This is a genomic window from Brachybacterium hainanense (genome assembly GCF_042434575.1).
Taxonomy (GTDB): domain Bacteria; phylum Actinomycetota; class Actinomycetes; order Actinomycetales; family Dermabacteraceae; genus Brachybacterium; species Brachybacterium hainanense.
The window spans coordinates 143,179-166,400 of the sequence record NZ_JBHLSV010000004.1 but is presented as its reverse complement, the minus strand read 5'-3'; the positions used below and the strand labels follow the sequence as shown (position 1 = coordinate 166,400).

21 protein-coding genes are annotated in these 23,222 nt (G+C 72.8%); 7 read left to right on the top strand and 14 right to left on the bottom strand.

The window, feature by feature from the left end; translation table 11 throughout:
- The first annotated feature begins 15 nt into the window (after nucleotides 1-15).
- The 4 genes from ACFFF6_RS04710 to ACFFF6_RS04695 all read left to right on the top strand — a co-directional run bounded on the left by ACFFF6_RS04710 (nucleotide 16) and on the right by ACFFF6_RS04695 (nucleotide 4,883).
- Nucleotides 16-1,338: a M20/M25/M40 family metallo-hydrolase gene (locus ACFFF6_RS04710; protein ID WP_376978686.1), complete on the top strand. Its 1,323-nt coding sequence runs from the start codon at nucleotides 16-18 to the stop codon at nucleotides 1,336-1,338.
- Nucleotides 1,335-2,738, top strand: a complete 1,404-nt coding sequence (locus ACFFF6_RS04705; protein ID WP_376978684.1) for a DUF3100 domain-containing protein — start codon at nucleotides 1,335-1,337, stop codon at nucleotides 2,736-2,738. The genes ACFFF6_RS04710 and ACFFF6_RS04705 overlap by 4 nt, the downstream gene beginning before the upstream one ends.
- Nucleotides 2,739-2,855: 117 nt before the next feature.
- Nucleotides 2,856-4,166 carry an outer membrane protein assembly factor BamB family protein gene (locus tag ACFFF6_RS04700; protein ID WP_376978682.1) on the top strand — a complete coding sequence of 437 codons (1,311 nt, stop codon included), beginning with the start codon at nucleotides 2,856-2,858 and terminating at the stop codon, nucleotides 4,164-4,166.
- A gap of 111 nt (nucleotides 4,167-4,277) precedes the next feature.
- Complete coding sequence (locus ACFFF6_RS04695; RefSeq protein ID WP_376978680.1) at nucleotides 4,278-4,883, top strand: nucleoside deaminase; 606 nt, start codon at nucleotides 4,278-4,280, stop codon at nucleotides 4,881-4,883.
- Nucleotides 4,884-5,071: 188 nt separating this feature from the next.
- Here ACFFF6_RS04695 and ACFFF6_RS04690 read toward each other — a convergent pair whose 3' ends face one another.
- The 7 genes from ACFFF6_RS04690 to ACFFF6_RS04660 all read right to left on the bottom strand — a co-directional run bounded on the left by ACFFF6_RS04690 (nucleotide 5,072) and on the right by ACFFF6_RS04660 (nucleotide 13,519).
- Nucleotides 5,072-5,734, bottom strand: coding sequence for a hypothetical protein (locus ACFFF6_RS04690; protein WP_376978678.1), 663 nt, complete (start codon nucleotides 5,732-5,734; stop codon nucleotides 5,072-5,074).
- A gap of 410 nt (nucleotides 5,735-6,144) precedes the next feature.
- Nucleotides 6,145-8,283, bottom strand: coding sequence for a beta-galactosidase (locus tag ACFFF6_RS04685; protein ID WP_376978676.1), 2,139 nt, complete (start codon nucleotides 8,281-8,283; stop codon nucleotides 6,145-6,147).
- Between the two features lie 103 nt (nucleotides 8,284-8,386).
- On the bottom strand, nucleotides 8,387-9,310 hold the full coding sequence (locus ACFFF6_RS04680) for a carbohydrate ABC transporter permease (RefSeq protein ID WP_376978674.1): 924 nt from the start codon (nucleotides 9,308-9,310) through the stop codon (nucleotides 8,387-8,389).
- Entirely contained in the window at nucleotides 9,307-10,230 is a 924-nt protein-coding gene (locus tag ACFFF6_RS04675; RefSeq protein ID WP_376978672.1) for a carbohydrate ABC transporter permease, read from the bottom strand. Before ACFFF6_RS04675 ends, ACFFF6_RS04680 begins: the two co-directional genes overlap by 4 nt.
- Nucleotides 10,231-10,233: 3 nt before the next feature.
- Entirely contained in the window at nucleotides 10,234-11,580 is a 1,347-nt protein-coding gene (locus ACFFF6_RS04670; RefSeq protein WP_376978670.1) for an extracellular solute-binding protein, read from the bottom strand.
- A gap of 129 nt (nucleotides 11,581-11,709) precedes the next feature.
- Nucleotides 11,710-12,828 carry a LacI family DNA-binding transcriptional regulator gene (locus ACFFF6_RS04665; RefSeq protein WP_376978668.1) on the bottom strand — a complete coding sequence of 373 codons (1,119 nt, stop codon included), beginning with the start codon at nucleotides 12,826-12,828 and terminating at the stop codon, nucleotides 11,710-11,712.
- A gap of 106 nt (nucleotides 12,829-12,934) precedes the next feature.
- Nucleotides 12,935-13,519, bottom strand: a complete 585-nt coding sequence (locus tag ACFFF6_RS04660) for a TIGR03086 family metal-binding protein (protein ID WP_376978667.1) — start codon at nucleotides 13,517-13,519, stop codon at nucleotides 12,935-12,937.
- Between the two features lie 187 nt (nucleotides 13,520-13,706).
- Here ACFFF6_RS04660 and ACFFF6_RS04655 point away from each other — a divergent pair, with 187 nt between their 5' ends.
- On the top strand, nucleotides 13,707-14,243 hold the full coding sequence (locus ACFFF6_RS04655; protein WP_376978665.1) for a hypothetical protein: 537 nt from the start codon (nucleotides 13,707-13,709) through the stop codon (nucleotides 14,241-14,243).
- Between the two features lie 87 nt (nucleotides 14,244-14,330).
- On the opposite strand, the gene ACFFF6_RS04650 is transcribed toward ACFFF6_RS04655, so the two are convergent.
- The 4 genes from ACFFF6_RS04650 to ACFFF6_RS04635 form a co-directional block, all read right to left on the bottom strand.
- Nucleotides 14,331-14,849, bottom strand: a complete 519-nt coding sequence (locus ACFFF6_RS04650) for a DUF6328 family protein (RefSeq protein WP_376978663.1) — start codon at nucleotides 14,847-14,849, stop codon at nucleotides 14,331-14,333.
- Nucleotides 14,850-14,931: 82 nt separating this feature from the next.
- Complete coding sequence (locus tag ACFFF6_RS04645; RefSeq protein WP_376978661.1) at nucleotides 14,932-15,252, bottom strand: DUF1905 domain-containing protein; 321 nt, start codon at nucleotides 15,250-15,252, stop codon at nucleotides 14,932-14,934.
- Nucleotides 15,253-15,414: 162 nt separating this feature from the next.
- A complete protein-coding gene (locus ACFFF6_RS04640; RefSeq protein ID WP_376978659.1) occupies nucleotides 15,415-16,380 on the bottom strand; it encodes an endonuclease/exonuclease/phosphatase family protein in 966 nt (321 codons plus the stop codon).
- Between the two features lie 135 nt (nucleotides 16,381-16,515).
- Nucleotides 16,516-17,937, bottom strand: coding sequence for an amino acid permease (locus ACFFF6_RS04635; RefSeq protein ID WP_376978658.1), 1,422 nt, complete (start codon nucleotides 17,935-17,937; stop codon nucleotides 16,516-16,518).
- A 100-nt stretch (nucleotides 17,938-18,037) separates the two neighbouring features.
- On the opposite strand from ACFFF6_RS04635, the gene mmuM reads away from it, so the two are divergent.
- Nucleotides 18,038-18,994, top strand: a complete 957-nt coding sequence (mmuM, locus tag ACFFF6_RS04630) for a homocysteine S-methyltransferase (RefSeq protein ID WP_376978656.1) — start codon at nucleotides 18,038-18,040, stop codon at nucleotides 18,992-18,994.
- 114 nt (nucleotides 18,995-19,108) lie between these two features.
- Nucleotides 19,109-19,843 carry a hypothetical protein gene (locus ACFFF6_RS04625; protein ID WP_376978654.1) on the top strand — a complete coding sequence of 245 codons (735 nt, stop codon included), beginning with the start codon at nucleotides 19,109-19,111 and terminating at the stop codon, nucleotides 19,841-19,843.
- Nucleotides 19,844-19,897: 54 nt separating this feature from the next.
- Here ACFFF6_RS04625 and ACFFF6_RS04620 read toward each other — a convergent pair whose 3' ends face one another.
- From ACFFF6_RS04620 to ACFFF6_RS04610, 3 genes are all read right to left on the bottom strand, one after another.
- Nucleotides 19,898-21,226: a heparan-alpha-glucosaminide N-acetyltransferase domain-containing protein gene (locus ACFFF6_RS04620; protein WP_376978652.1), complete on the bottom strand. Its 1,329-nt coding sequence runs from the start codon at nucleotides 21,224-21,226 to the stop codon at nucleotides 19,898-19,900.
- A 206-nt stretch (nucleotides 21,227-21,432) separates the two neighbouring features.
- Nucleotides 21,433-21,699, bottom strand: a complete 267-nt coding sequence (locus tag ACFFF6_RS04615; RefSeq protein ID WP_376978650.1) for an SHOCT domain-containing protein — start codon at nucleotides 21,697-21,699, stop codon at nucleotides 21,433-21,435.
- A gap of 205 nt (nucleotides 21,700-21,904) precedes the next feature.
- A complete protein-coding gene (locus tag ACFFF6_RS04610) occupies nucleotides 21,905-23,071 on the bottom strand; it encodes a sensor histidine kinase (RefSeq protein WP_376978648.1) in 1,167 nt (388 codons plus the stop codon).
- Between the last annotated feature and the right edge of the window lie 151 nt (nucleotides 23,072-23,222).

Below are 23,222 nucleotides of genomic sequence, written 5' to 3'. Positions count from 1 at the left end.
AGCCACACCGCCGCCATGTCCTTCGACAGCATCTACCCCGAGATCCGCGCCCTGGTCGACGGCCTCTGGGATCATCCCGAGCTCGGCTACGCCGAGACCCGCACCGCCCGCGCCGTCGAGGACTTCCTGGTCCGCCACGGGGCAGGGCTGCCGATCGAGCACTTCTCCACGACCGGCCTGAAGGTCGCCCTGCCGGCCGTCGACCCCGGCTCGGACCGGCGCCGCGTGGCGGTCGTCGCGGAGCTCGACGCCGTCATCTCCCCCGCCCACCCGGACGCCGATCCGGCCACCGGCGCGGTGCATGCCTGCGGGCATCACACGCAGGTCGGGATCGCGCTGGCCGCCTTCGCGCATCTGGTGTCCACCGGCGAGTGGAAGCAGGCCGGGATCGACCTGACCTTCGTCTTCGTCCCGGCGGAGGAGTTCGTGGACCTCGCCCACCGCGCCGAGCTGCGCGAGCAGGGCGCGATCACCTGGTTCGGCGGGAAGCCGGAGGCGATGATGCTGGGCGTCTTCGACGACGTCGACGCCGCCGTGTGCCTGCACGCCATCGGCGGTCTGCAGGACGGGCCGACGGTGGAGATCGACTGCGACCTCGCCGGCTTCCTGTACAAGACCGTCGAGTTCGAGGGGGTCGCCTCGCACGCGGGCCTGGATCCGTTCAGCGGCACCAACGCCTTCTCCATGGCGTCCCTGTTCACGACGGCGCTGGGGCTGGGCCGCCAGCAGCTGCGCGAGGACGTGCTGGTGCGCATGAACCCGGTCGTCCCCTCCACGGAGATGACCACGAACGTCGTCCCGCATCGGGCGGTCGTGGGGACCGATGTGCGCTCCATCGACCTGGACTACCTGGGGGAGGTCGCCGCCCGCGTGGACCGCGCCGCGCACGGCTGCGCCCAGGCCCTCGGCGGGACGGCGCACATCACCACCGAGATGGGATATCTGCCCTTCATCCAGGACCGCACCATGTCCGGCGCCTTCCGCGACGCCTTCGATCAGGACGAGCGCATCACGCACCTGATCGAGGACCGCGGGGCGATCGCGGCCGCCGGCGACGCCGGGGACCTGTCCTTCATGATGCCCACGGTCCAGCTGTCCTACGGCGGCTTCGACGGCACCATCCACGGCCGCGACTTCCGCATGGTCGACCCGGAGCACGTGCTGATCGACGTGCCGCGTCTGCTGGTGCGGGCGCTGCTGCGCCTGGATGCGCATCTGCCCGAGCCGCTGCGCCGCCGCAGCTACGAGGAGTACGTCGCCACGATCGCGGCGATCGCCCCCGTCCCCGCCGGCGCCCTGTCCGCCGTCCCCAGCTCCGATCCCGAGGCGACCCGATGAGCACCCGTCCCTCCCCCGCATCGGCCCCGGCCCGCGCCGGCGCCGGCGGCGGCATCCTCGACATGGCCCTGCTGATCGGCCTCGTCCTCGTGACGATCGTGGTCGCCGAGGGGATCGGGATCCGCGCGATCCCGATCACCGGCTCCATCACGATCACCGTGCTCCCGCTGGTCTTCGCCGTGCTCATCACGATGATCCTCGGCATCCCCGTCTGGCGGAAGGGGATCCTGCGCCGCATCTACTCGCCGCGGAACGTCGGCTTCTCCGGCGCGTTCCTCATCATCATCATGCTCCCGCTCATGGCCCGCTACGGGGCCGATGTCGCCCCGCGGCTGGGCGAGATCGTCTCCATCGGCTGGGTGTTCCTGCTGCAGGAGCTCGGCAACCTCGGCACGGTGGTGCTGGGCCTGCCGATCGCGCTGATGCTGGGCCTGCGCCGCCACGCGATCGGCTCGACCCTGGGCCTGGGTCGCGAGGGCGAGCTCGCCTACATCTCGGAGAAGTACTCGCTGAACTCGGATCCGGGCCGCGGCGTGCTGTCGATGTACCTCATGGGCACCCTGTTCGGCGCCCTGTTCTTCTCCTTCTTCGCACCGCTGCTGCTGGGCGTGGGCCTGGACGTGCGCGCCCTCGCGATCGCCTCCGGCATGGGCTCGGCCTCGATGATGACCGCGGCCTCCTCCACGCTCGCCGCGCAGGCCCCGGAGCTGCAGGACCAGATCGTGTCGTACGCGGCGGCGAGCCAGCTTCTGACCAGCTTCATCGGCACCTACACGATGGTGTTCCTCGCGGTGCCGCTGCAGCGCTTCCTGTACAACCTGTTCATGCGCGGCAAGGATCGCCTGCCGCGGCATCCCGCGCCGGTGACCGCGGCCGTCCCGACCGAGGACGCCGCGGCCGCGCCCGCCGCCTCCACGCTGTTCACGGCCCGCCGCTACGCGACCTTCGCGGCCGTGCTGCTGCTGTCGGTGCTGCTGGTGCTGTTCACACAGGCCATGAAGCTGCAGGTGAATCCGGAATCGACGCCGATCACGGCGCTGACCATCGGGGGCCTGGGCACGCTGTGGCTGTTCTCGATGATCGGCATCGCGATCGGCGACGCGATGACGCTCACGCGGGTGCCGGTCCTGCGGGACTTCCCGGTGCTGGGCTGGGTGTCGCTGACCTCGCTCGTGGGCTGCCTCGTCTCCGGGGCGTTCGTCGACGCGATCGGCGCCGTGGACTTCCTATCCCTGACCACGCCGATCCTCGCCTTCGCGGGGGTGAGCGTCGCCGACCGGCTCGTGGACCTGTCGAAGACCTCGTGGAAGATCGCGATCACGGCGATCTTCGTGTTCATCGGCACGTACGTGGGCTCCGCGCTGCTGGCGCAGTTCGGGCTGGCCGTCTCCGGCACCTGAGCGGCCGGCCCCGGGGAACGGCCGGAGCGGTCGTCCGGCCGCGTGGCAGGATGGCATCGGCGAGGGTGCCGGAGATCGGATCGTCGCCCCGCTGCCCGATCCCCAGGGAGACCCGCCATGCGCACCCGATCCATCCTCCTCACGGCCCTCGCCCTGACCCTCGCCCTCCCCGGCTGCTCGGTCCTCGGGATCTCCCCCGCGGGCCCGGGCACAGGCGGGCACGCGCCGGCGGCGACGAGCCCGATCGAGCGCCCGGCCCCCACCCTCCCCCGGCTCGACCTGGGCGCGGAGCCGCTGGCCTCAGGGCTCCCGAGCGGATCGCTGATCGATCCCGTCGTCGACGGCCGGATGCTCTCGGTGACCGGGACCGGCAGCATCCTCGTCAGCGTGGATCTGCAGACCGGGAAGGAGCTGTGGTCCCGGGACACCGGTGGTGCCTTCGAGGGCGTGGGCGAGAACGTGCGGATCGACGGCGAGCTCGCGGGCCTCGAGGATGCCGCGCTCATGCGTGTCACCCACTACGGCTGCGCGGACGACTGCGGCCCCGGCGAGGATCCGGCCGACCAGGGCTGGGGTCTCGTGGCGATGTCGCCCCAGGACGGCTCGGTCGCCTGGTCCACTGTGATCGCCCCGCCCGTCGCACCGGACCATCCGGACCGCGACTACCAGGATCATCTCGTCATCCAGTCGGCGACGGTCTCGAGCGGCGTGATCGTCCTGGGGCTCGAGGTCGACGGGGACCTGCGCTCCGAACCGCCTGCGGGCGCGCCGATGCAGCTGAGCATCGGTGTGGATGCCGCCAGCGGCAAGGAGCTCTGGCGGACGGAGGGCTTCGTCCTGGACGGCCGCGGCGTCGACGTCGGGTGGGGCGAGCTGACCGACCCGTCCGCGCCGGACGCTGCTGACGAGGATGTCCCGGCGCTGATGGATCTGCGCACCGGCGAGATCCTGGCCCGCACCGAGCACCCGGGAGCGGACATCGCGGGGGTCGGGGCGACAGGGGCTCTGCTCGAGCTCGAGGACGAGGCCGTCTACCAGTGGGTCGGGCCGAACGGACAGGACGTGCCAGGTGGCGAGGTCCGCGGCGAGTCCGACTGCGCCCGGGGCCCCGGACCGCTGACCTGCACGATCGGTCCGGACGGCGTGATGACCACCCTGACGGAGGAGGGCGAGCTGGTCTCCGCCGGGCCCTCGGAGTTCCGGTCGCTGCTGTTCACCGACGGCGACTACGTCTTCGCGATCGATCCGACAGCGGATCTGCCTCCGACCGGTGCGTTGCGGGCGACGGTCGCGCTGGACCGCAGCGGGAACCGGCTCAGCGATCCCGTTCCCGGCGTCGCCGAGCTGCGCACCGGGGACCTGCTCCTCCTGAGCGAGGCCGGGGCCGACGGCCAGAGCGTCGAGGTGCGCTCGATCACCCCTGTCTGAGGACGGTCCGGCACAGGACGCCCCGGCATCCGCGCCGGATGCCGCTGTGCCGACATGCCTGCTACGGTCCCAGGCATCGCCCGTCCCGCCGCACCGTCCGGAGGCCCTCGCATGACCGCGCCCTCGCCGCTCCCCCGTTCCTTCGGCGTCGACCTGCCCGCATGGCTGCGCGAGGAGGTGGCCGCGATGCCGCCGCGCGTTCCCGATCCCGTGGAGCGCATGCGCTTCGTCGTCCACCTCTCGGCCCGCAGCGTCGAGGAGGGCACCGGCGGCCCCTTCGCGGCGATGGTCGTGGACCGGAGGACGGACCGCGTCGTCTCCGTGGCGACGAACGTCGTGCCCAGCTCGGGCCTGAGCATCGCGCATGCGGAGACGGTCGCGCTGAGCCTCGCGCAGACCCGCCTGGGAACCTGGGACCTGGGGGCCGATGGCGCCGATCATGTCCTGATCACGAGCGCGCAGCCCTGCGCCATGTGTCTGGGGGCGCTGATCTGGTCGGGAGCGCGGGCCGTGGACATCGCCGCCCTGGGATCCGATGTCGAGGCGATCACCGGCTTCGACGAGGGCCCGGTCCCGGCCGATTGGCGCGAGCAGCTCGAGCGCCGCGGCATCGCGGTGGAGACGGGCCGCTGCGAGGCCGAGGCCCTCGCAGCGCTGCGCGGCTTCCGCACCCGCCTCGACGAGGGCGGCACCGTGCTGTACAACGGTCGCCGCTGATCGGCCATCCGCCATCCCACCCCGCTGATCGGCTCCGCTCCGGCCGGGACCGAAGACTTCGGGAGCCGGAGAGTCGGGAAGCGCCGTCTTCTCCGCGCTTCGTCGCTCTCGCTCCAGAAGTCTCCGGTCACTACGCCGAGCACGCGCCCGCGCACGCATCCGATGCAGCTCACCCGCGGACCGGCGGCTCAGCGGCGGATGTGCGGCACCGTCTGCTCGAGCCAGCAGCGGGCCGCGAGCATGTCGGCATCGACCTGGTCGAGGATCGCGTCCTGCTCGGTGCGGCTCAGCGGGTAGTCGAGCGGCTCCTCCTCCCGCTCGTCCCCGCGCAGCGCCGTCAGCTCGCCGCGGGCGAGGAGCCGCTGTGCCGACAGCTCCGCGAAGAGCCGTTCGAATCCGGTGACGACGGCGAGCGCGGCGAGCATCTCCCGTTCCACGCGGTCCAGGCAGGCGCCGATGTCCTCGCCGGTCAGCGCGGAGCCCGAGGGGTCGAACAGATCCGGCTGCCGGGGCACGTCCCGGATACGCATCCAGTCCAGCACGTCCGCGGCGCCGATCGCGCCCGGGCCCTCGTCGATCCGGACGGCCTCCGCCCGGGCCGAGCCGCCGGGATGGTGGCCCGCCCCGAAGGTCCAGAACTCCTCGCTCAGCCGGGCGAGGACGGCCAGGCGGATCCGGGCATCGGCCCCGGCACGACCGCCCTCCGGGATCCTGGCCGGCACATAGCCGGCGCCGGCGAGCTGCCCCCAGGCGTGCGCGAGCCAGCGGGCGTCACCGCCGCCGGGGAACCGCCGCGAGTACTGCCGCGAGAGCGAGTCGAGGACGGGGCGGGTCTGCATCATCGTGGCCATGCCCCTGATCCTCCCGGATCTCCCTGACATTCGAACGCACGTCCGATCCGTGGGCGTGTCCCGGGACCGATCCGTCGCTCGACGCACGCACCGCGAATGCTGACGGCGGCGGGCGTGAGCAGAAGGGACAGCAGGAGCACCCGGGCGCCCCACCTGCAGGCGAGATCCCCAGGGAGTCCCTTCCGCTCACGCCCCACCCGGGAACGCCGCCCGCGGCCTCTCCGATCCCGACGCGGAACGGCTCGGCAGCCCTGAGGGCCGCCGAACCAGGTACGCCCTGGCGGCGAGGGGAATCCGCGACTCACGTCTCCGCCCCGCCGGACGCAGAAGTCTCGACGCCGTTCTCCACACCTCCCGACACATGTCCCGATCTGCAGGGAGGTGCAGGAGCCTCGCCCCGGACGCCTGGATCAGACGCTCTCCGCCACCACCCGCACGTCCCACGCGCCCAGCGCGAGCTCCGCACCGGCTTCGAGCCGCTCGCCGGTGACGACGTCGCGCGCCGCGCTCGGAAGCGGGAGGACGCTCGGCCTCCAGGCCCAGTTGTGGATCACGTGGACCCGCTCCCCCGCCCGGTTCGTGGAGCTCGAGATGGTCTGGGACTCCGCCACGGGCCGCCACGACGGGGTGCCCGCGCCGACCGCGACCGCCCAGTCGAGCAGGGCCGCCGCGAGCGGTGCATCGGGCACGGTGCCGATGTAGGTGACACGCCCCGCGCCCGCGACGCGCGTCGTCACCGCAGGCCAGCGGCCGTAGTGCGGATGGTCGTAGCCGACCAGCACCTGCGCGGGGCCGTCGTCCGCACGCTGCAGCCCGTCGGCCCAGAGCGTCGCGCGGGCGCCGCCGGGCACGGTGAACCCGGCGGACTCCGCATCGGCCCCGGCGACGACCGGCAGCGGCTCGCGGAGGTTGCTGAACTCGTCGTACCAGACCCCGGCGGCCCGATCGAGCAGAGCGGGCTTGCGCTCCAGGCGGGCGCGGGCCTCCTCGTCCTCGTAGCCGGTCCGGATGCCGAGGATCAGATGGCCTCCGGCCTCGGCGTACTCGCGCAGCCACTGCAGGTCCGCGTCGGAGGCGATCGTGAAGGAGGCGGCGACGAGCACGGGACGGCGAGCTGCGAACTGCCCCGGCGTCTCCCGGCGCAGCTGCGCGATGTGCACGGCTCCCGACTGCAGGCCGGCCTCGAAGGCGCCCCGGGCGTAGGCCTCGTACACGGTCTGGAAGCTGCGGGGGTCGCCGTCGACGGTGCCGGGCTCGGCGAGCGCCGGGTAGTGGTGCAGCACCCACTTGCTGGCGTTGTCGAACAGCAGCGCGACATCGGCGTGGGGCGTGAGCCCGGCGACCGCGGGTCCGGCCTCCCGCAGCTCCGCGCCGAGGGCGGCGAGCTCGCGGTAGACGCGTCCCGGCTGCTGGCTGTGCGGGAGGATCCCGCCCCAGTAGGTCTCCGCCCCGGTGTGCAGGGTGTGCCAGTGCCAGTACTCGATCATGCTCGCGCCCCGGGATATGAGCGCCCATGCGGCCTGGCGCCACTGCCCGTCGAAGGCGGGCTCGTTCATCCACGGCATCCCGATGGCCTGCGCGTTCGTCTCCGTCACGAGGAAGGGCGCCTGCTTCGTGCCGTACATCCGGTCGGCATGCGCGAACAGCGACCAGGTACCGGTCGTGGTCCAGAACTGGGCGTCCTCGCGGGTGCGGGGCAGGGCGAGGGAGTCCTGCATCCGGTAGTACGGGTTTCCCGCGGCCACGTCGAGGTCGCGGGCGACGGCCTCCTCGTCCAGGGTGGGCCGGTCGTAGGAGATGCAGGTGGTGACGAACTGGTCCTCGCGGGCGTACTCGCGCACCACCTCGGCCTGCCAGCCGATGAAGGCGGTGGTGAGGTCCGCCTGGAAGCGGCGCCAGGCGAGCGTGTACTGCGGCTGCACGTTGAGGTCCGGACGCCACAGGTCCGCCCAGTCGGACAGGCGATGGGACCAGTAGGTGAGGCCCCACTCGCGGTTGAGCTCCTCGACGCTGCCGTACCGTTCGCGCAGGTGGTCGACGAACCTCTGGAAGACCTGGTCGTTGGCGAAGACCTCGTTGCCGGGCTCGTTGTCGACCTGGTAGCCGATCACGGCCGGATGCTGCGCGTAGCGGCCGATGATCTTCCGGATGACCCGTTCGGCGTGGAAGAGGAAGGCAGGGTGGGCGTAGTTGATCTCCTGCCGCGCACCCCAGCCGATCCGGTGCCCGGTGCGGCGCTCGGCGTTGATCTCCGGCACCTGGCGGACCAGCCACATCGGCGCCGCATAGGTGGGGGTGCCGAGGATGACCCGGATGCCGTGCTCGTGCGCGGCGTCGAGCACCGGGGCGAGCCATTCGAGGTCGAAGACGCCGTCACGCGGCTCCCACGTCGACCACACGGACTCGCCGACGCGGATCACGCTGAAGCCGGCCTCCTGCATGAGACGCATGTCCTCGTCCAGCCGGGGGCTCGGCTGGTACTCGTGGTAGTAGGCGGCGCCGAAGAGGACGCGGTCGCGGAGGGCGGAGTCGTGCGGAGCGGAGGACATGGGAGCCTTTCCGGAGGGGGCGGAGATTGCCGCGGCGGGGTGGCCGGGATCGGGGCGACACGGGTTCGAATCCCGTTGGGGGCGACGAGCGCGGACGCGAGGCTCATCCCTTCACCGCGCCGGCGACGAGGCCTTCGAGCAGCTGCCTGCGCAGCAGCACGAAGACGAGGATGGTCGGGATGGAGGCGAGGACGGCCCCGGCGAGCACGAGGTCGTAGCTGCGGTTCTCCGAGGCGTAGAGGATGTTCAGGCCCAGCGGCAGCGTGTACTGGGCGGAGTCGGAGATGATCACCAGCGGCCACATGAAGCTGTTGTAGCTCTGCAGGAAGCTCCACACGCCGAGCGCTCCGAGCGAGGGTCGCAGCAGCGGCAGCACGACCCTCCGGAAGGTGCCGAACTCGCTGCAGCCGTCGATGCGGGCGGATTCGATGAGCTCGTCGGGGATCGCCTGCACGATGAACTGCTGCATCATGAAGATCCCGAAGGCCGGGGCGACCCAGGGCACGATCAGCGCGAACCACGGGTTCGCGAGGCCGCTCTTGACGACGAGGACGAACAGCGGGATGAGGATGACCGCGAAGGGCACCGACAGGCTGGAGAACATGATCGCGAACAGGATCCGCTTCCCGCGGAAGCGGAACTTCGCGAAGCCGTAGCCCGCCATGGCGCACACGAGCACGGAGACGGTCGTGGAGATCGTCGAGGTGCCGATGCTGATCCCGAACCAGGACCAGAACGGCTGCGTGGTCAGCAGGTTCCGGTAGTTCTCGAGAGTCGCGGGATCGGGGATGAGGCTGGGCGGGGTCGCGAAGATGTCGCCGCGCTGCTTGAAGGAGCCGCTGATCGCCCAGACCAGCGGGGCGATGAACACGACCAGCAGGGCCAGGAGCGTCGCGTACAGCAGCCCGCGGCGGACGAGGGCGGGGGCATCGGCCCTGTGTGCGCGGGACGGGCGGCGCCCGCCGGCCGCCGCGCCGGTCACGGCCCGGGCTGGACTGCTGGTGGGGGTGCTGGCGGTGGTGCTCATGAGTCCCTCCCGATCCCGAGGATGCGGTTCAGCCCCTGGCTGACGGCGAAGACGATGGCGAACAGGACGACGCCCGCGGCGGCCGCATAGCCGAACTGCTGGCGTTCGAAGGCGGCGCGGTAGATGAACATGGCCACGGAGATGGTGGCCTCGCCAGGACCGCCCTTGGTGAGCAGGTACGGCTCGTCGAACAGCTGCGCCGCGCCGATGAACGAGGTGACGATGACGAAGGCGGAGATCGGCTGGATGCCGGGGACGGTCACGGCGAGGAAGGTCCTCCACCGCCCGGCCCCGTCCAGGGCCGCCGCCTCGTACTGCTCGCGCGGCACGTTCTGCAGCGCGGCGAGGAAGAAGATCGTCAGGTAGCCGACGGTCCGCCACAGCAGCACGAAGCCGATGGCGCCCTTGGCGATCGTGGGATCGCCCAGCCAGTCCACGCCCGGCAGGCCGAACAGGGCATGCAGGCTCGCGTTGATGAGGCCGTAGTCGCGGTCGAACATGAGCGAGTAGATGAGGGCGATGACGATGGGCGAGAGCACCATCGGCACGAAGTACGCGACCCGGAACAGGTCGCGGAAGCGCAGGCCGCGGGTGTTCAGCGCCTGGGCGACCAGGAGCGCGCACGGAACGACGACCAGCACGGCGATGAGCGTGTAGACCAGCGAGTTCAGCAGGGAGGTGCGGAAGCTGGTGTCGGTGAGCAGGTTCTCGTAGTTGCGCAGGCCGATGAAGCTGGGGCGGCCCAGCCCCACCCACTGCGTGAGGCTCAGATACACGGCCGCGCCGATCGGCACGATCATGAACAGCACGTACAGGAGGTAGAAGGGGGCGATGAAGGCGTAGGGGGCGGCGCCTCCGCGCAGGCTGCGGGCCCGGCGCGCGGTCGGGGCCGTGGGGATGGTGGTCGGTGCGGTCGTCATGGTTCAGCCCTTCGCCTGTCCGCGGAAGTCGTGATCGGCATCGGCGAGCGCTCGAGCGGGGCTCACCTCGCCGCGGAAGGCTCGCAGGATGTGCCCGGACAGGACCGTGGTCATGATCGAGCTGTCCGCGCTCTGGTGGAACTCGGGGACGTCGTCGATGACCTCGCGGAACACCTCGAACAGGCGCTGCCCGCCGAAGTACTCGTCCTCGAGCTCCAGCAGCGCCGGGTCGTCGTACACGGAGCGCAGGGTCGGCAGGTAGCCGAGGTCCTGGTAGCGCTTCACCTGCTGGGCGGGGTCGAGGTAGGCGGCCACGACGAGGTGCCCGGCGGCGTCGGTCCCGGGCTTCTCGCGCAGGGCTGCGAAGCCGGTGCCGCCGCCGACGCCGGTGGCGTGCCCGCCGGCCGTGAAGCGCGGGACGGGGGCGACGCGCCACGCCCCGGACTGCTCGGGGACGTTGGGCTGGATGCCGTAGCTCGAGTACCAGGACGGCATGTTCACCGCGAGGATCTTCCCGGACTTCAGGCCTGACTGGATGCTCGGCCCGTACATGTCGGCGACGGTCGCGAGGAAGCCCTCCTGGACGCCCTGGACGAGGAAGGCGAGGGTCTCCTCGGCCTCGGGCGTGGTGAGGGTGGGGCGGCCGTCGGCGTCGAAGAGGTCGCCGCCGCGCTGCAGGAGGTGGAGGTGGAAGCTCTGCACGGTGCCGCCGGGGTCGTTGACGGCGACCGCGCCGAGGGCCGCCCCCTCCCGCTGTGCGAGGTCGGCGCCGACCTTCGCGAGCTCCTCCCAGGTGCCGAAGTCGGCGTCGATGCCCAGGCGCTCGAACTCGTCGGCCCGGTGGTAGAGCACGGTGACGGGCGTGTCGGAGTCGAGGGCGTAGAGCGCACCGTCCTTGCTGAAGGGGGTGAGGCGGGCGGCGATGAGGTCGTCCTGGAACGGGGCGACGTCCTCGGCGAGGTCGACCAGCAGCTCCGGGGCGATGTCTCCGCGCAGCATGCGGGAGAAGGCGCCGATCTCGAGGCCCGCCACGTCCGGGGTGCCGGTTCCGGCGACGGCCTGCGCGATCAGCTTGGTGACGAGGTCCGCTGCTCCGCTCTTGGTGATCGAGAGGTCGTAGACGAAGTCCGAGCTCGCCTCGGCGACCGGGACCGCCTCGGTGAAGAAGCGGATGTAGCCGTCGTCGTGGGTCCACAGCGACAGGGGGACGGTGCCGCGGGTGATCGGGGACGGGGACGATGCGTCGCAGGCGGCGATCGCCGCGGCGATCCCGCCCGCGCCGGCGAGCGTCCCTGCGGCCCGGAGGAGCCGCCTGCGAGGCAGCGGGGGCCCGAGAGAGGTGGGGGTCATGGGCAGAACACTCCTGACTACGCTGTCAATCATGGGTGTCGAGCAGGGTGCGCCAGGGGCGTCCTGCATCGGAGGGACGAGGGGCGACGGCCTGCGGGGCGGAGAGCGCCCGCGAGGCGGCCCGGAGGACTACCGGATCGGCGGCGGGGGCCCCGTGGTCGCCCGGGTCACGAGCGAGGCGGGGACGAGCTGACGGGTCTGCGAGGGCGGGCGCCCGTCGATCGCCCGGAGCAGACGCGCCATGCCCAGGTGGGCGAAGACGTCGAACTCCTGGCGCATGGTGGTCAGCGGGGTCGTGAGGTACTCGGCCAGATCGAGGTCGTCGAAGCCGATGATGCTCACGTCGCCGGGCACCCGCAGCCCGGCCCGCTGGACGGCGGCGATCGCGCCGATCGCCATCTGGTCGTTGGCGACGAACACGGCCGTGGGTCCGGCCTGCTCGAGCAGGAGGCGCATCGACTCGAAGCCGCTGCGGGGGCTCCAGTCCCCCACCACGGTCTCCGGGGGCTCGAGCCCTTTGCCCTCGAGGGCCGCCTCCCAGCCGCTGCACCGCTGGCGGCTGGAGACCCAGGCGGAGGGACCTGCGATGTGGTGCACGGTCCGATGACCCAGCGAGAGCAGATGCCCGGTCGCCAGCAGGGCGGCGCCGAACTCGTCCGCACCGACGATCAGTTCGTCCTCGCGGCCCGTGAGCCCCTGCGAGCCGAGCGTCAGCACGGCGACATGGGCCGGGATCTCCAGCGCTCCGCCGTCGAGGTGCAGCGGCTCCGAGAGCACGATGCCTTCCACGCCCTGATCCAGCAGCGCCTCGACCGCGGACTGCAGCTCGTCGCGCCCGGTCGTGTCCGTGCGCTGGATGCTCAGCGCGTACCCCTCTGCCCTGGCGACCGCCTCGACGGCGGTCAGGACGGAGCTGGGTCCGTGCAGCGGCGCCCCGAACGCGGCCACGCCGATGCGTCGCGTCCGGCGCGTGACCAGCGAGCGCGCGGCGGCGTTGGGTCGGTAGCCGAGCTCGGCGATCGCGTCCTGGATCCGCTCCCGCAGCTCGCCGCGGACATGGGGCTCGCCGTTGATGACGCGGGAGACGGTCTTCTGGGAGACCCCGGCGCGCCGGGCGACGTCCCTCATCGAGACCGGACGGGACGTGGCCGCGAGGCCCGGAGCGGTTCGGGTGTCGATGACCGCCGAGGTCGCATCGACCTCGACGGACGCGTCCGCGGCGGAGTCCGGCGGCGGTGCAGGTTCCACGGGGCCTCCTCCTCGAGCCGGGACGTTGACGGGAACGATAGGCGCGGTTGACTACGCTGTCAACGAGGTTCCGTGTCCTGCACCGCCCGATCCGAGCCGACGCCCCTCACCCCCGCGGCGGGCTCCAGGACGGGTCCCGCCCGGACAGCCCGAGGACGCGGTCCAGCCGCGAGGAGTCCGCGGCGACGGGCACGCGCGGGCCGAACAGGCCGGAGCGCTCGGTCGGGTCCTCGCCGATGCCGGCGCAGAACTGCTCGGCGACCTCGAGGGCCGCCGTGTCCGGGTCATAGCTCTGCCCGGTGGCGACGGCGAGGTCCCAGCCGTGCAGGACCAGCTCGTCGAGCGCGACCATGGCGGTCACTTCGCCGGGCATCTCCACGCCGCCGGCCCTCGTCATGCCCTGCCACGCGGCGGGGTCCCGCCAGGCACGGCCCAGCTCGTCGAGCGCGGCCGGGGCACCCTCGCGCCAGTCCTCGGCGAGGACGGAGGCGCCGGGATCCGGGGGCGTCATGGTCGTGGGGCCGTCGATCTTCGCGGCCGCGTCCCGGAAGGCGATCGCGAGGCCGTGGAGATGCGCGACGAGCTCGCGCACCCGCATCTCCGGGCACGGGGTCGGGTTCTCGAGCTGGTCCTCGCGGACCCCTGCCACCAAGGCGGCCGCCCGCGCGGCGCTCGCCGTCAGATCGAACATGGTCAGCTCCTCGTTCGTCGGTGGTCGCAGGGTACCGCCCGCCCCGCTGCCGCGGAACGGCACCGGCGGGTCGAGGTCCGATGCATGCCCTGCGGGATGCTCGATGCGGCCCGACCGCGACGGCCGCGGCGATCGGACTGCAGCCGGGCCCGTGGTCCTTCCTCGCCCCGGGGGCTACGATCCCCGCATGGGCACCGAGGCAGCGCAGGAGATGCAGGCCGGACGGGGCCGGAGGCTGTGGCCGACGGCCACGCTGCTGGTCGTGATCGCGCTCCTCCTCGGCGCCATGGCGGGCTTCTGGGCGGGCCGCAGCGGTGCCGTGCCGGACGGTCCCGGACCGGTCCCGCCGGTCGCCTGCACGGACATCGGCGCCGTCGACGGCGTGAGCCTCGAGCTGGGCCGCGAGGACGTGGGCGAGGCGACCACAGCGATGCTGGTGGTCCGCACCGGCAGCCAGGAGGTGCGTGTCCCCGTCGACCTCACCTCCGACCGCTGGGCCCAGGGGACGACGAGCATCTGGGCGACCCTGACCGGACCGGAGATGCAGGACATCGACGCGGTCGAGCTGGTCCTCGCGGACGCTGACGGCGCGGAGCGGCGGATCACCGCGTCCGATCCGGGCGAGCCCGTCCGCGTGTCCCCGAACGGAGAGGCCTGCGAGCCTCACGTGCTGCAGTCCGCGTTCCGGATCGAGGACGGCTCGCTGGTCCGCAGCGCCGGATGACGGGCCCCGGGGCCGCGCCACCGCCCCGGGAGGCGCGCCCCGCGCGAGGGCGGGCGAGGGGCAGGGATACGCGCCGCCCCTCCGTGGTCATCCCCGCGAGGCGACCAGCCGCGGGTACAGCACCTGCAGCAGCAGGACCACGACGAGCAGCGCCGCCCCCGCGGCGATGCCCGCACCGCGTCCCAGGACGACGTCGAAGATCAGCAGCAGCACCCCGGACAGCATCAGGCCGAGCATGCCCAGGGCGATCTTCACGATCCGGTTCGAGGCGGTGACGATGTCGTCCTTGACCCGCTGGCGGAACAGGCCGCGGTGCACGCTGACGGGCGTCAGCAGCAGGACGACGATGAGCAGCGCGAGCACCAGCAGCCCGAGGTACCAGCCCACCTGGAAGCCGTCGAGATCGTGGAAGCGGGATTGGAACGGCAGCACGATGAGGAAGGCCGCGACGATCTGCGCACCGGTCTGGAGCACGCGGATCTCCTGGAGGATCTCGTTCCAGTTGCGGTCCAGCTGCTCGCCGCGGGACTCGTGGCGGGCATAGTCCTGCGGACCATCCGCGTCGGACAGCGGCGGGTCCTGCGGCGAGGAGTCCTGGGAGCTCATGGGGGAAGTGTAGGGAGCACGGCGCAGATTCCCGACCCCGCCCATGGTTCCGTCCCGCGACCGCGGACCGCGTCCCTGGACGTCAGCCCCGCGCCTCCAGGTGCAGGTCGATCCGGACGGCATCCCCGACATCGACTCCGGTCGCGCGCTGGACGGCGACCTTCACGGGCACGAAGTACGTGCCCTCGCGCGGGAAGAGGGAGGTCGTGTAGGCGAAGCCGTCCTCGGACGTCGGCGCATCCGCACGAGCGAGGTGCACCGCGGCCGGGATCGCGCCCCATCCGTAGGTGACCAGGTGCGCGACCGCGGCGACCTCATCGGCGGCGTCCTCGGGCATCGGTGCGAAGACGAACGGAGCAGGGCCCCGCCAGGAGACGAGGGTGCTGGTGAAGCTCAGATCCATCGGCTGCTCCTGCTCTCCCGCGCCGGGGCCATGGCGCCCTCCCGTCCCCGGAACACCGCGATCCTCTTCGCGCTCGGCGGGGACGGACGTCGCCGGCGCGGTCCTGCCTCAGCGCCGGCGACGTCCACCTGGTCACGTTCCCTCATCGGGCGGCCCGGCAGGTCAGGGCAGCTGCACCAGCGCCTGCACGGGCACGTGGTCGGAGGGGTAGGCCCCGGCCTTGCTGCGCGAGACGTTGATGGCGGCCTGGTGGACCGTGATGTCCTCGGTCACGAGCACCCAGTCGATGCGGTTCCCGCCCTCGACCGGGTCCTTGTAGGCCGGGAAGGTGCCCCACGCCGGGGTGAGCTGGGTGGCCGCGGTGTCCCACGTGTCGACGGTGGGGCCGTCGGTGACGAGGGTCGTGTAGCCGCCGGAGTCGTGGGCGGCCGAGTTGAAGTCGCCGGTCACGATCGTGGGCAGCTGGTCGAGCTCGCCGCCCTCGAACAGGTCGATCATGGCCTGCGCGCTCTTGATCCGCGCCGGCTCGGACTGGTGGTCGAAGTGCGTGTTGATGTACGCGAACTCCTGCCCGGTGCGCAGGTCGCGCAGCCGCGCCCACACGACGATGCGGGTGACCTTGTTGCCCCAGGTGGCGGAGCCGATCACCTTCGGGGTGTCGGACAGCCAGTACTGGTCCCAGGCGAGGACCTCGAGACGGTCCGCGTCGTAGAAGATCGCGGAGTACTCGTCCTTGCTGCCGCCCTGGCGACCGTAACCGACCATGCGATGCCCGGGCAGGGCCTCCTCGATCGCGCTCAGCTGCACGTACTTCGCCTCCTGCACGCCCAGGAGCGTGGGCTGCTCCCGCTCGAGCAGGTCGATGAGGATGGGCCGGCGGTCGGGCCAGTGATCGGGCTCGCCGGGCTTCGTGTCGGCGCTGCGCTCGAGCCGGATGTTGAAGGTCATCACGTGCAGCCGGTCCTTCTTCGCGCGTCCGATGAGTGCGCGGCCCTTCCCGCCCGTCGGGGCGGGCCCGGCGGCAGCGGCCGGCGCGGACAGGGCGGCGGCGCCGAGGGCCGCCGCGGGGACGGCGGCCATGAGGGCGCGTCGATCGAAGGAGGAGGTCGAGGGGGTCGGGGACGTCATGGTGTCGGCTCCTGGGGACGGGGACGGAGACCTCCACTGTAGGAGACGGCGGTCACACCCGTACCGGATTCGCTCCGTTCCGCCGGACGTTCACCGATCCGGCATCGGGTCTCCATCCGCTGTTCCCGACCCCGCTCACCGCTGCGGTGCGAACACCCCCGCACCGTGCCGCCAGCGGAACCAGCCCAGGCACGCGAGGGTGAAGGGCACCCCGAACCAGAGGGCCGCCCGCTGCGCCGGATCGAGGCCGACGCCGAGGAGGGAGGCGCCCAGCAGGATCAGGGCCAGGATCGGCAGCAGCGGGAACAGCGGTGCCCGATAGGGCAGATCGGCGAGGTCGCCGCCGTCCCGCAGATAGCGGCGTCGGAAGCCCAGGTGGGAGGCGGCGATGGCGATCCACACGGCGACCACCGCGAAGCCGGCGATCGACACGAGGGCGAGGAACAGGCTCCCGGGCGCGACGACGCTCGACAGGAGGGAGGCGAGTCCGCCCACCATCGACAGGCACAGGGCGATCAGCGGGATGCCGCGGCGCGTGGTGCGGGAGAGCCAGCGCGGCGCCTGCCCCTCGACGCCCAGGGAGTGCAGCATCCGGGCGCAGGAGAACAGCCCGGAGTTCCCGGCGGAGAGCAGAGCGGTGATGATGACGAAGTTCATCGCATCGGCTCCCAGGGGCAGCCCGGCCCGGTCCAGGACGGTGACGAAGGGGCTCTCGTCGGTGCCGGCCTGCTCGTAGGGGATGATCGCCGCGATCACGGCGATCGCGCCGACGAAGAACACGGCCAGGCGGATCACCGCGGTGCGGATCGCTGCCGGGATGGTGCGCTCGGGGTCCTGCGCCTCCCCCGCCGCCACGCCGATCAGCTCGGTCCCGCTGAAGGCGTAGAAGACGGCGAGGATCGTCACGAGCACCCCGGCGATGCCGGTGGGCAGCAGCCCGTCCGCGGTCATGAACCCGCCCAGCCCGACGGGCCCGCCCTGCGCGGCCGGGTTGATCCCGAGGATGGTCGCGCCGCCGATGACGATGACGGCGAGCACGGCCGCGACCTTGATGAGGGAGAACCAGAACTCGGATTCGGCGAAGACGCGGGCGGAGATCGCGTTCATCGTGAACAGCGCTCCCGCGAACAGGAGGCACCACACCCAGACGGGGACGCCTGGGAACCAGCGCTGCATGAGGATCCCCGCGGCGGTGAACTCGCTGCCCAGAGCGACGGCCCAGCACATCCAGTACAGCCACGCGGTCGCGAAGCCCCAGGCCGGCCCCAGGTTGCGCGTCGCGTGGGCGTGGAACCCGCCGACGGCCGGGTCCTTCGCGGCCAGCTCGCCGAGGCTGCTCATCACCATGTAGGCGACGAGCGCGCCGATCAGGTAGGCGAGGACGGCGCCGAGGGGTCCGGCCTGCGCGATCGTGTACCCGGAGGAGACGAACAGGCCCGAGCCGATGACCCCGCCGAGCGCGATCATCACCAGGTGGCGGTGGGTCATGGTGCGGCGCAGACCGCCGGTCGCGGGCGGGGCGCCGGGCGGCGCGGCGGGGGCGTTCGATGCGGTCATGGGTCCTCTCCTGGTCCGGCCGGGGAACGATATCGCCGGCTGCGCGCCTGCTGTCGACCGGTCCATGCGGGCCGTCCGCCGAGTCTCGTACCCTGCCGTGGTGACCGATGCACCGCTCCCCCTTCCCTCGCTGTCCGCCGCCCTCGCAGACGCCTCGGGGCCGCCGGTGGTGCTCGACGGCGGGCTGGGCACGCATCTGGCGGCGCGGGGCCTGGACGTGACCGGCCAGCTGTGGTCGGCGCAGGTGCTGCGCGAGCAGCCGGAGCAGGTGCGCGCGGCGCATGCGGACTTCTTCGCCGCGGGCGCGCAGGTCGCGACGACCTGCTCGTACCAGGTCAGCGCAGACGGCCTCGTCCGGGCGGGCGCGGACGCCGCGGAGCTCGAGAGCCTGCTGCGCGGCAGCGTCGCCCTCGCCCGGGCCGCGGCCGCGCAGGCGCCGGGCGGGCCGCGCTGGGTCGCCGCCTCCGTCGGGCCCTACGGGGCAGGGCCGGGAGCGGGCACCGAGTACGACGGGGCCTACGGGCGCTCGGCGCGGGAGCTCGCGGCCTGGCATCGGCCCCGGCTCGAGATCCTCGCCGATGCCGGAGCCGATGCGCTGCTGCTGGAGACGGTGCCGAGCCTGCCGGAGGCGGAGGCCCTGCTGGACCTGGCCTCCGCCCTCGACCTGCCCGCGCTGCTGAGCGTGACGCTCCGACCGGGGACGGCGGAGCCGATGCTCGGGGACGGCACGCCGCTGCGGGAGCTCGGGCGCCTGCTGGAGGAGGTCGGGTCGCCGACCGCGGTCGGCGTGAACTGCTGCCCGGTCGCCGATGCGCTCGCCGGGGTGCGGATGCTGTCGCAGCTGACGGACCTGCCGCTGCTGGCCTACCCCAACAGCGGGGAGACCTGGGATCATCGGGCACGGACATGGATCCCCGGCGCGGCCGGAGAGGATCTGCCCGGGACTGCCGGAGCGCTCGTCACGGCGGGCGTCCGTCTGATCGGCGGCTGCTGCCGCGTGGGGCCGGAGCAGATCACGCGCCTCGCCCGCACCGCGCGCGAGGCCGGACGGGGCTGACCCGTCCACGGCCCGGGCGAGGATCCCGCACGTGCGGAACGCCGGGACCGCCGCATGCGAAGGCGGCGTCGCGATAGGTTCGGGGGATCCCTGCACCCCTCCTCAGGAGCTCAGATGCCGTCCTCCTCCTGCCGTCCGCGCTCCGCGGCCGCCCTGCTGCGCCTCCTCCCTCTGCTCGCCCTGGCCGCCGGTCTCGCCGGCTGCGGTCTGCTCGGTCCCGGGGACGGTGCTCCCTCGCCGTCCGCATCGGCCCCGGCCTCTCCCTCACCCGCGACGCCCTCTCCCACGGCGGAGCCCTCGCCGTCCGCGCCCCCGGAGCCGCCGGCGACCGAGCGCGTCCTGCTGTGGGTGGGGCAGGACTGGGAGGTGGAGGACGTCGAGGAGGACGTGTGCGCGCTCTCCGGTGCGGTCCCGAGCTCCTTCTCCGAGCAGGAGGACGTGTTCACCTGCGGGCCGACGGCGGCGAGCGCGCTCGCCTGCGCGGAGGAGGACGGGCAGGTGCTGTGCATCGTGAATCCCGCAGATCGCCGCGCGATCCGCTTCTCCTCGCCGTCGGCGGCCGAGGGCGGGATCGACCGCAGCTACGACGAGGGCGTCCGCATGCCTCTGCTGGCCCAGCTCAAGAACGGCGCCACCTGCACGATCATCTCCCATGACCATTCCGAGCACTACGGCGGACAGCGCAGCTGGTACACCTGCGACGACGGCTCCGAGCTCCTGGTCGGGGCCGATGCCGCCGCCTCCGACACCTTCGATCTCTCGCAGGAGCGGATCACCGTCCAGCGCTCCGTCGACCAGGGTGCGCCGGAGGAGGTCGCGGTCGCTTCGGTGACCCTCGCGGGGCGCTGAGACCGCCCCATCACGGTCAGCACGCGGGCCGCGGGTCCGCGTGTGCGGGTCGGTTCAGCGCATCGGGACGACGCGCCGCACAATCCCGCTGACCAGCCGCTCGAGGGGCCCGCTGCGGCCGCGCGCGGCCAGGTGCGCCCCGATCCCCAGCGCGATCACGACGTGGATCGCAAGGATCCCGAGCCCGGCCACGTACCAGGGGTAGCTCGTGAAATCGCCGGCCGGGTTCAGCAGCATCGCGGCGATGAGAGCCGCCCCGGTGAGGATCACGTGGATCGCATAGATGGTCAGCGGAGCGGCCCCGGCGGCGCGGGCGGCCCGCGCCGGTCGGCTGCGCAGTGCGGTGCCGGGGCGGACGACCAGGGTCATGAGGCCGATGAGCACGATCGCGACGGCAGAGGTGGCGATCATGTCGATCGGGGAGCCGGTGTGCGGGGAGGCGGAGGCGAGGGCCCACAGCTCGGGCGTGACGGGGGCGCCGAACCCGGACAGGCTCACCAGGATCGGGTCGATGCCCTGCCCGGTCGCCCAGGTGCGGGCCGCGGCGGAGATGCCGTACGCGGCCGCGGCGACCAGAGCGCCGATGCCGGCGGCGCGCAGCGACCAGCTGCGGGCGCGGCCCTGCTCGATCGCGGCGGCGAGGGAGCGCATCAGCACGATGCCCAGCAGCATGTACGGCAGCCAGGTGATCACCGGGTACATGCCGGTCAGCGCGAGGCCGCGCAGCAGCGGCAGCGGCTCGAGCAGGTTCAGCGGGGTGACGGCGCCGATCTCCTGGACGATGCCGAGGCTCCCGCGGACGGAGGCGTTCAGGAACCCGCCGGTCAGCGCGAGGCCGCCGGCGATCGCGAGCAGCCAGCGGCTGCGGACCAGCAGCAGCGGGGCGGCGAGGATCATCGTGACGCCGTAGGGCACGAGGACCACCACGACGGAGGTGGGGACGAAGCCGAGCACCATGCCGATCGCGATGACGAGGGCGCCGCGCGCCATCGTGCTGAGGACGGCACCGCGCCGGTCGCCGGCGGCGAGCCGGCCCCGCGCGGCGAGCACGAGGCTGAACCCGCCGACGACGGCGAAGGTCGTCGAGGCGATCCCGGTGGTCAGGACCTCCGCGGCGCTCGCCGCGGCCCCCTGGACTCCTCCGACCTGCAGCAGGGCGAGCGGACCCAGCAGGTGCGTGGCCATCATCCCGAGGATCGCGAGGAGGCGGACCAGGTCGAGTGCCTCGATCCGGCCGGAGCCGGTGGGACGGACGTGGCCCGCGCGGTCCGGGAGCTCGCGGGATGCGGCCGGGGTGCGTGCGTCTGTGCCGCCCGGAGGGAGCAGCTCGGCCCGGGTGCGGGCCGTGGCGTAGAAGGTCGTGGCTGGGGTTCGGGACGTCATGGGACCAGGATCCGGCGGGAGCCGGGGTCGGTGCATCGGGCCCGGGGACCGTAGGCGGCCCCCGGGCTGCGACCGTGCGGTGATGCGGCATCAGACCGTGGTCGCAGGGGGTGCGGGCACGGCACCCGCGTCCACGAGTGCGGTGCAGATGTCGCTCCCCGCGGTGGAAAGCGTCATCTGCACCGCACCGGCGCATGGCCCGCGGATCAGCCCTTGTCCCGCAGCACGGCGCGGCGGGTGCGGAACTCCTCCTCGTCGATGTCTCCGGCGGCGAAGCGGGAGGCGAGCTGCGCCTCCGCCTCCCGACGCGGGGCCAGGCGCTCGCCGCGGCGGCAGCGGATCACCCCGAGCACCAGGACGGTGAGGAGGATGAGGAAGAAGATCAGCGGGAAGATCGGGAAGAAGCCGGGGCCGTATCCGTGGCCTCCGGGGCCGTCCGGTCCGGCGAGGGTGATGAGCGTGTCGGTGAGCATGATGCGTCCTTCCAGACGATGCCTGCTGTGGATGGTGGAATCACTCTCCCGCCGATGCCCCGCCCGGTGATCCGCCGGGGAGCGACACTCGCGCTACGCCCCCGGACGTACCCGGACTGCCCGGCCTCGCGCCGGCTCCCTGTCTCCGGTGGCCCTCGGTCCCGCGCCCGGGCGAGGAGCGGTAGCTGGCCCGGGCCCCGCCGGCCTACCCCGGCAGCTGCGCCTGCACCCGGAGCTCCTCGTCCTCCGCGTGCACCTCGAGCCGTCCCCCCGCATCCTGCGCGCGGCGACGCATCCCGGTGATCCCGAAGCCCTCCACAAGGGTCTCCCCTTCCCGGCGGCGGCTGCGCACCTCGATCCCCACCGCCTGCTCCTCGTAGCGGATCCGCACCTGCGCGCGGCGCTCGGACGCGTGCTTGACGACGTTGGTCAGCGACTCCTGCACGATCCGGTAGGCGGCCACGTCCGCGGCCCCGGGGAGCGCCCGAGCCGTGCCCATGACCTGCAGGTCCACCGCGATCCCGGCGTCACGCATCCGCTGCAGGAGGTCGTCCAGGCGGGCGAGTCCCGGGGTGGGCGCACGGGACTCGGAGGCCGCCGCCTCGGCCGGGGCGACCTGTGCGAGCGTCGAGCGGAGCTCCGTGAGAGCCTCGGCGCTGGCCCGGCTGATGGCCTCGAGCGCCTCGTAGGCCTGGTCAGGTCGGCGCCCCCGCACGTGCAGGGCGATGTCGGCGTGCATCTGGATCGCCGCGAGGCCGTGCCCCACGACGTCGTGGACCTCCGAGGCCAGCCGCAGCCGCTCGGCGTCCAGCACCTGGCGCTGCGCCTCCTCGCGTCGTCGCTGCCGCGCCTCGAGCACGAGTCGTCGCACCAGGCCGATGCTGAACGGCACGACGATCCATGCGGACCCGGGCACCACCGTGAGCAGAGCCTCGACGCCGTCGCGGACCAGGACCGCCGCGCCCAGGAGCAGGATCCCGCCACCGGCGGCGAGCGCCGCTCTCGACGGGACCAGCTGTCGCCCCAGGGAGTACGCGCAGGCCAGCAGGGACAGGAGGATCGGTCCGTACGGGAGGCCAGCTCCCAGGTAGAGGCTGGTGGCGGCGGCGGCGAGCGCGAAGGCGGGCAGCGGCCACCGTCGCAGGGCGACCGCGAGCACCGCCGCGACCACCAGACCGATCCCGAGCGCACCAATCTCCGCGGGGGCCTCGGTCGACCCGGGAACCGGGCCCGATGGTCCCGGGCCGTTCCCGCCCCATCCCCCGCGCGGTCCGCCGTGCCGTCCCGGGCGCAGGAAGCCGAGGTTGACCAGGCCCAGCAGCGCGGCGAGCACGAGGTCTCCGGTGCGGGGCAGCAGCTCACGAACAGGCATGTGGATCAGCCTCCTCTCGCGCGCGCGGCGCGTCGCCGTCCTCGGAGCGTACGTCGGGATACGTCCGGGGGCGTATGCGTCCCCGCCGCCGAGCCGCGATCCTGGGGGCGATACTGGAGGCGGGCTCGTCATCGGCGCGCCCGCCGCCTGC

Bases quoted from the DNA above. Each gene is read 5' to 3' on its own strand.
- ACFFF6_RS04710 (WP_376978686.1), top strand. From the start codon at position 16: ATGTCCTTCGACAGCATCTACCCCGAGATCCGCGCCCTGGTCGACGGC.
- ACFFF6_RS04705 (WP_376978684.1), top strand. From the start codon at position 1,335: ATGAGCACCCGTCCCTCCCCCGCATCGGCCCCGGCCCGCGCCGGCGCC.
- ACFFF6_RS04700 (WP_376978682.1), top strand. From the start codon at position 2,856: ATGCGCACCCGATCCATCCTCCTCACGGCCCTCGCCCTGACCCTCGCC.
- ACFFF6_RS04695 (WP_376978680.1), top strand. From the start codon at position 4,278: ATGACCGCGCCCTCGCCGCTCCCCCGTTCCTTCGGCGTCGACCTGCCC.
- ACFFF6_RS04690 (WP_376978678.1), bottom strand. From the start codon at position 5,734: ATGGCCACGATGATGCAGACCCGCCCCGTCCTCGACTCGCTCTCGCGG.
- ACFFF6_RS04685 (WP_376978676.1), bottom strand. From the start codon at position 8,283: ATGTCCTCCGCTCCGCACGACTCCGCCCTCCGCGACCGCGTCCTCTTC.
- ACFFF6_RS04680 (WP_376978674.1), bottom strand. From the start codon at position 9,310: ATGAGCACCACCGCCAGCACCCCCACCAGCAGTCCAGCCCGGGCCGTG.
- ACFFF6_RS04675 (WP_376978672.1), bottom strand. From the start codon at position 10,230: ATGACGACCGCACCGACCACCATCCCCACGGCCCCGACCGCGCGCCGG.
- ACFFF6_RS04670 (WP_376978670.1), bottom strand. From the start codon at position 11,580: ATGACCCCCACCTCTCTCGGGCCCCCGCTGCCTCGCAGGCGGCTCCTC.
- ACFFF6_RS04660 (WP_376978667.1), bottom strand. From the start codon at position 13,519: ATGTTCGATCTGACGGCGAGCGCCGCGCGGGCGGCCGCCTTGGTGGCA.
- ACFFF6_RS04655 (WP_376978665.1), top strand. From the start codon at position 13,707: ATGGGCACCGAGGCAGCGCAGGAGATGCAGGCCGGACGGGGCCGGAGG.
- ACFFF6_RS04650 (WP_376978663.1), bottom strand. From the start codon at position 14,849: ATGAGCTCCCAGGACTCCTCGCCGCAGGACCCGCCGCTGTCCGACGCG.
- ACFFF6_RS04645 (WP_376978661.1), bottom strand. From the start codon at position 15,252: ATGGATCTGAGCTTCACCAGCACCCTCGTCTCCTGGCGGGGCCCTGCT.
- ACFFF6_RS04640 (WP_376978659.1), bottom strand. From the start codon at position 16,380: ATGACGTCCCCGACCCCCTCGACCTCCTCCTTCGATCGACGCGCCCTC.
- ACFFF6_RS04635 (WP_376978658.1), bottom strand. From the start codon at position 17,937: ATGACCGCATCGAACGCCCCCGCCGCGCCGCCCGGCGCCCCGCCCGCG.
- ACFFF6_RS04625 (WP_376978654.1), top strand. From the start codon at position 19,109: ATGCCGTCCTCCTCCTGCCGTCCGCGCTCCGCGGCCGCCCTGCTGCGC.
- ACFFF6_RS04620 (WP_376978652.1), bottom strand. From the start codon at position 21,226: ATGACGTCCCGAACCCCAGCCACGACCTTCTACGCCACGGCCCGCACC.
- ACFFF6_RS04615 (WP_376978650.1), bottom strand. From the start codon at position 21,699: ATGCTCACCGACACGCTCATCACCCTCGCCGGACCGGACGGCCCCGGA.
- ACFFF6_RS04610 (WP_376978648.1), bottom strand. From the start codon at position 23,071: ATGCCTGTTCGTGAGCTGCTGCCCCGCACCGGAGACCTCGTGCTCGCC.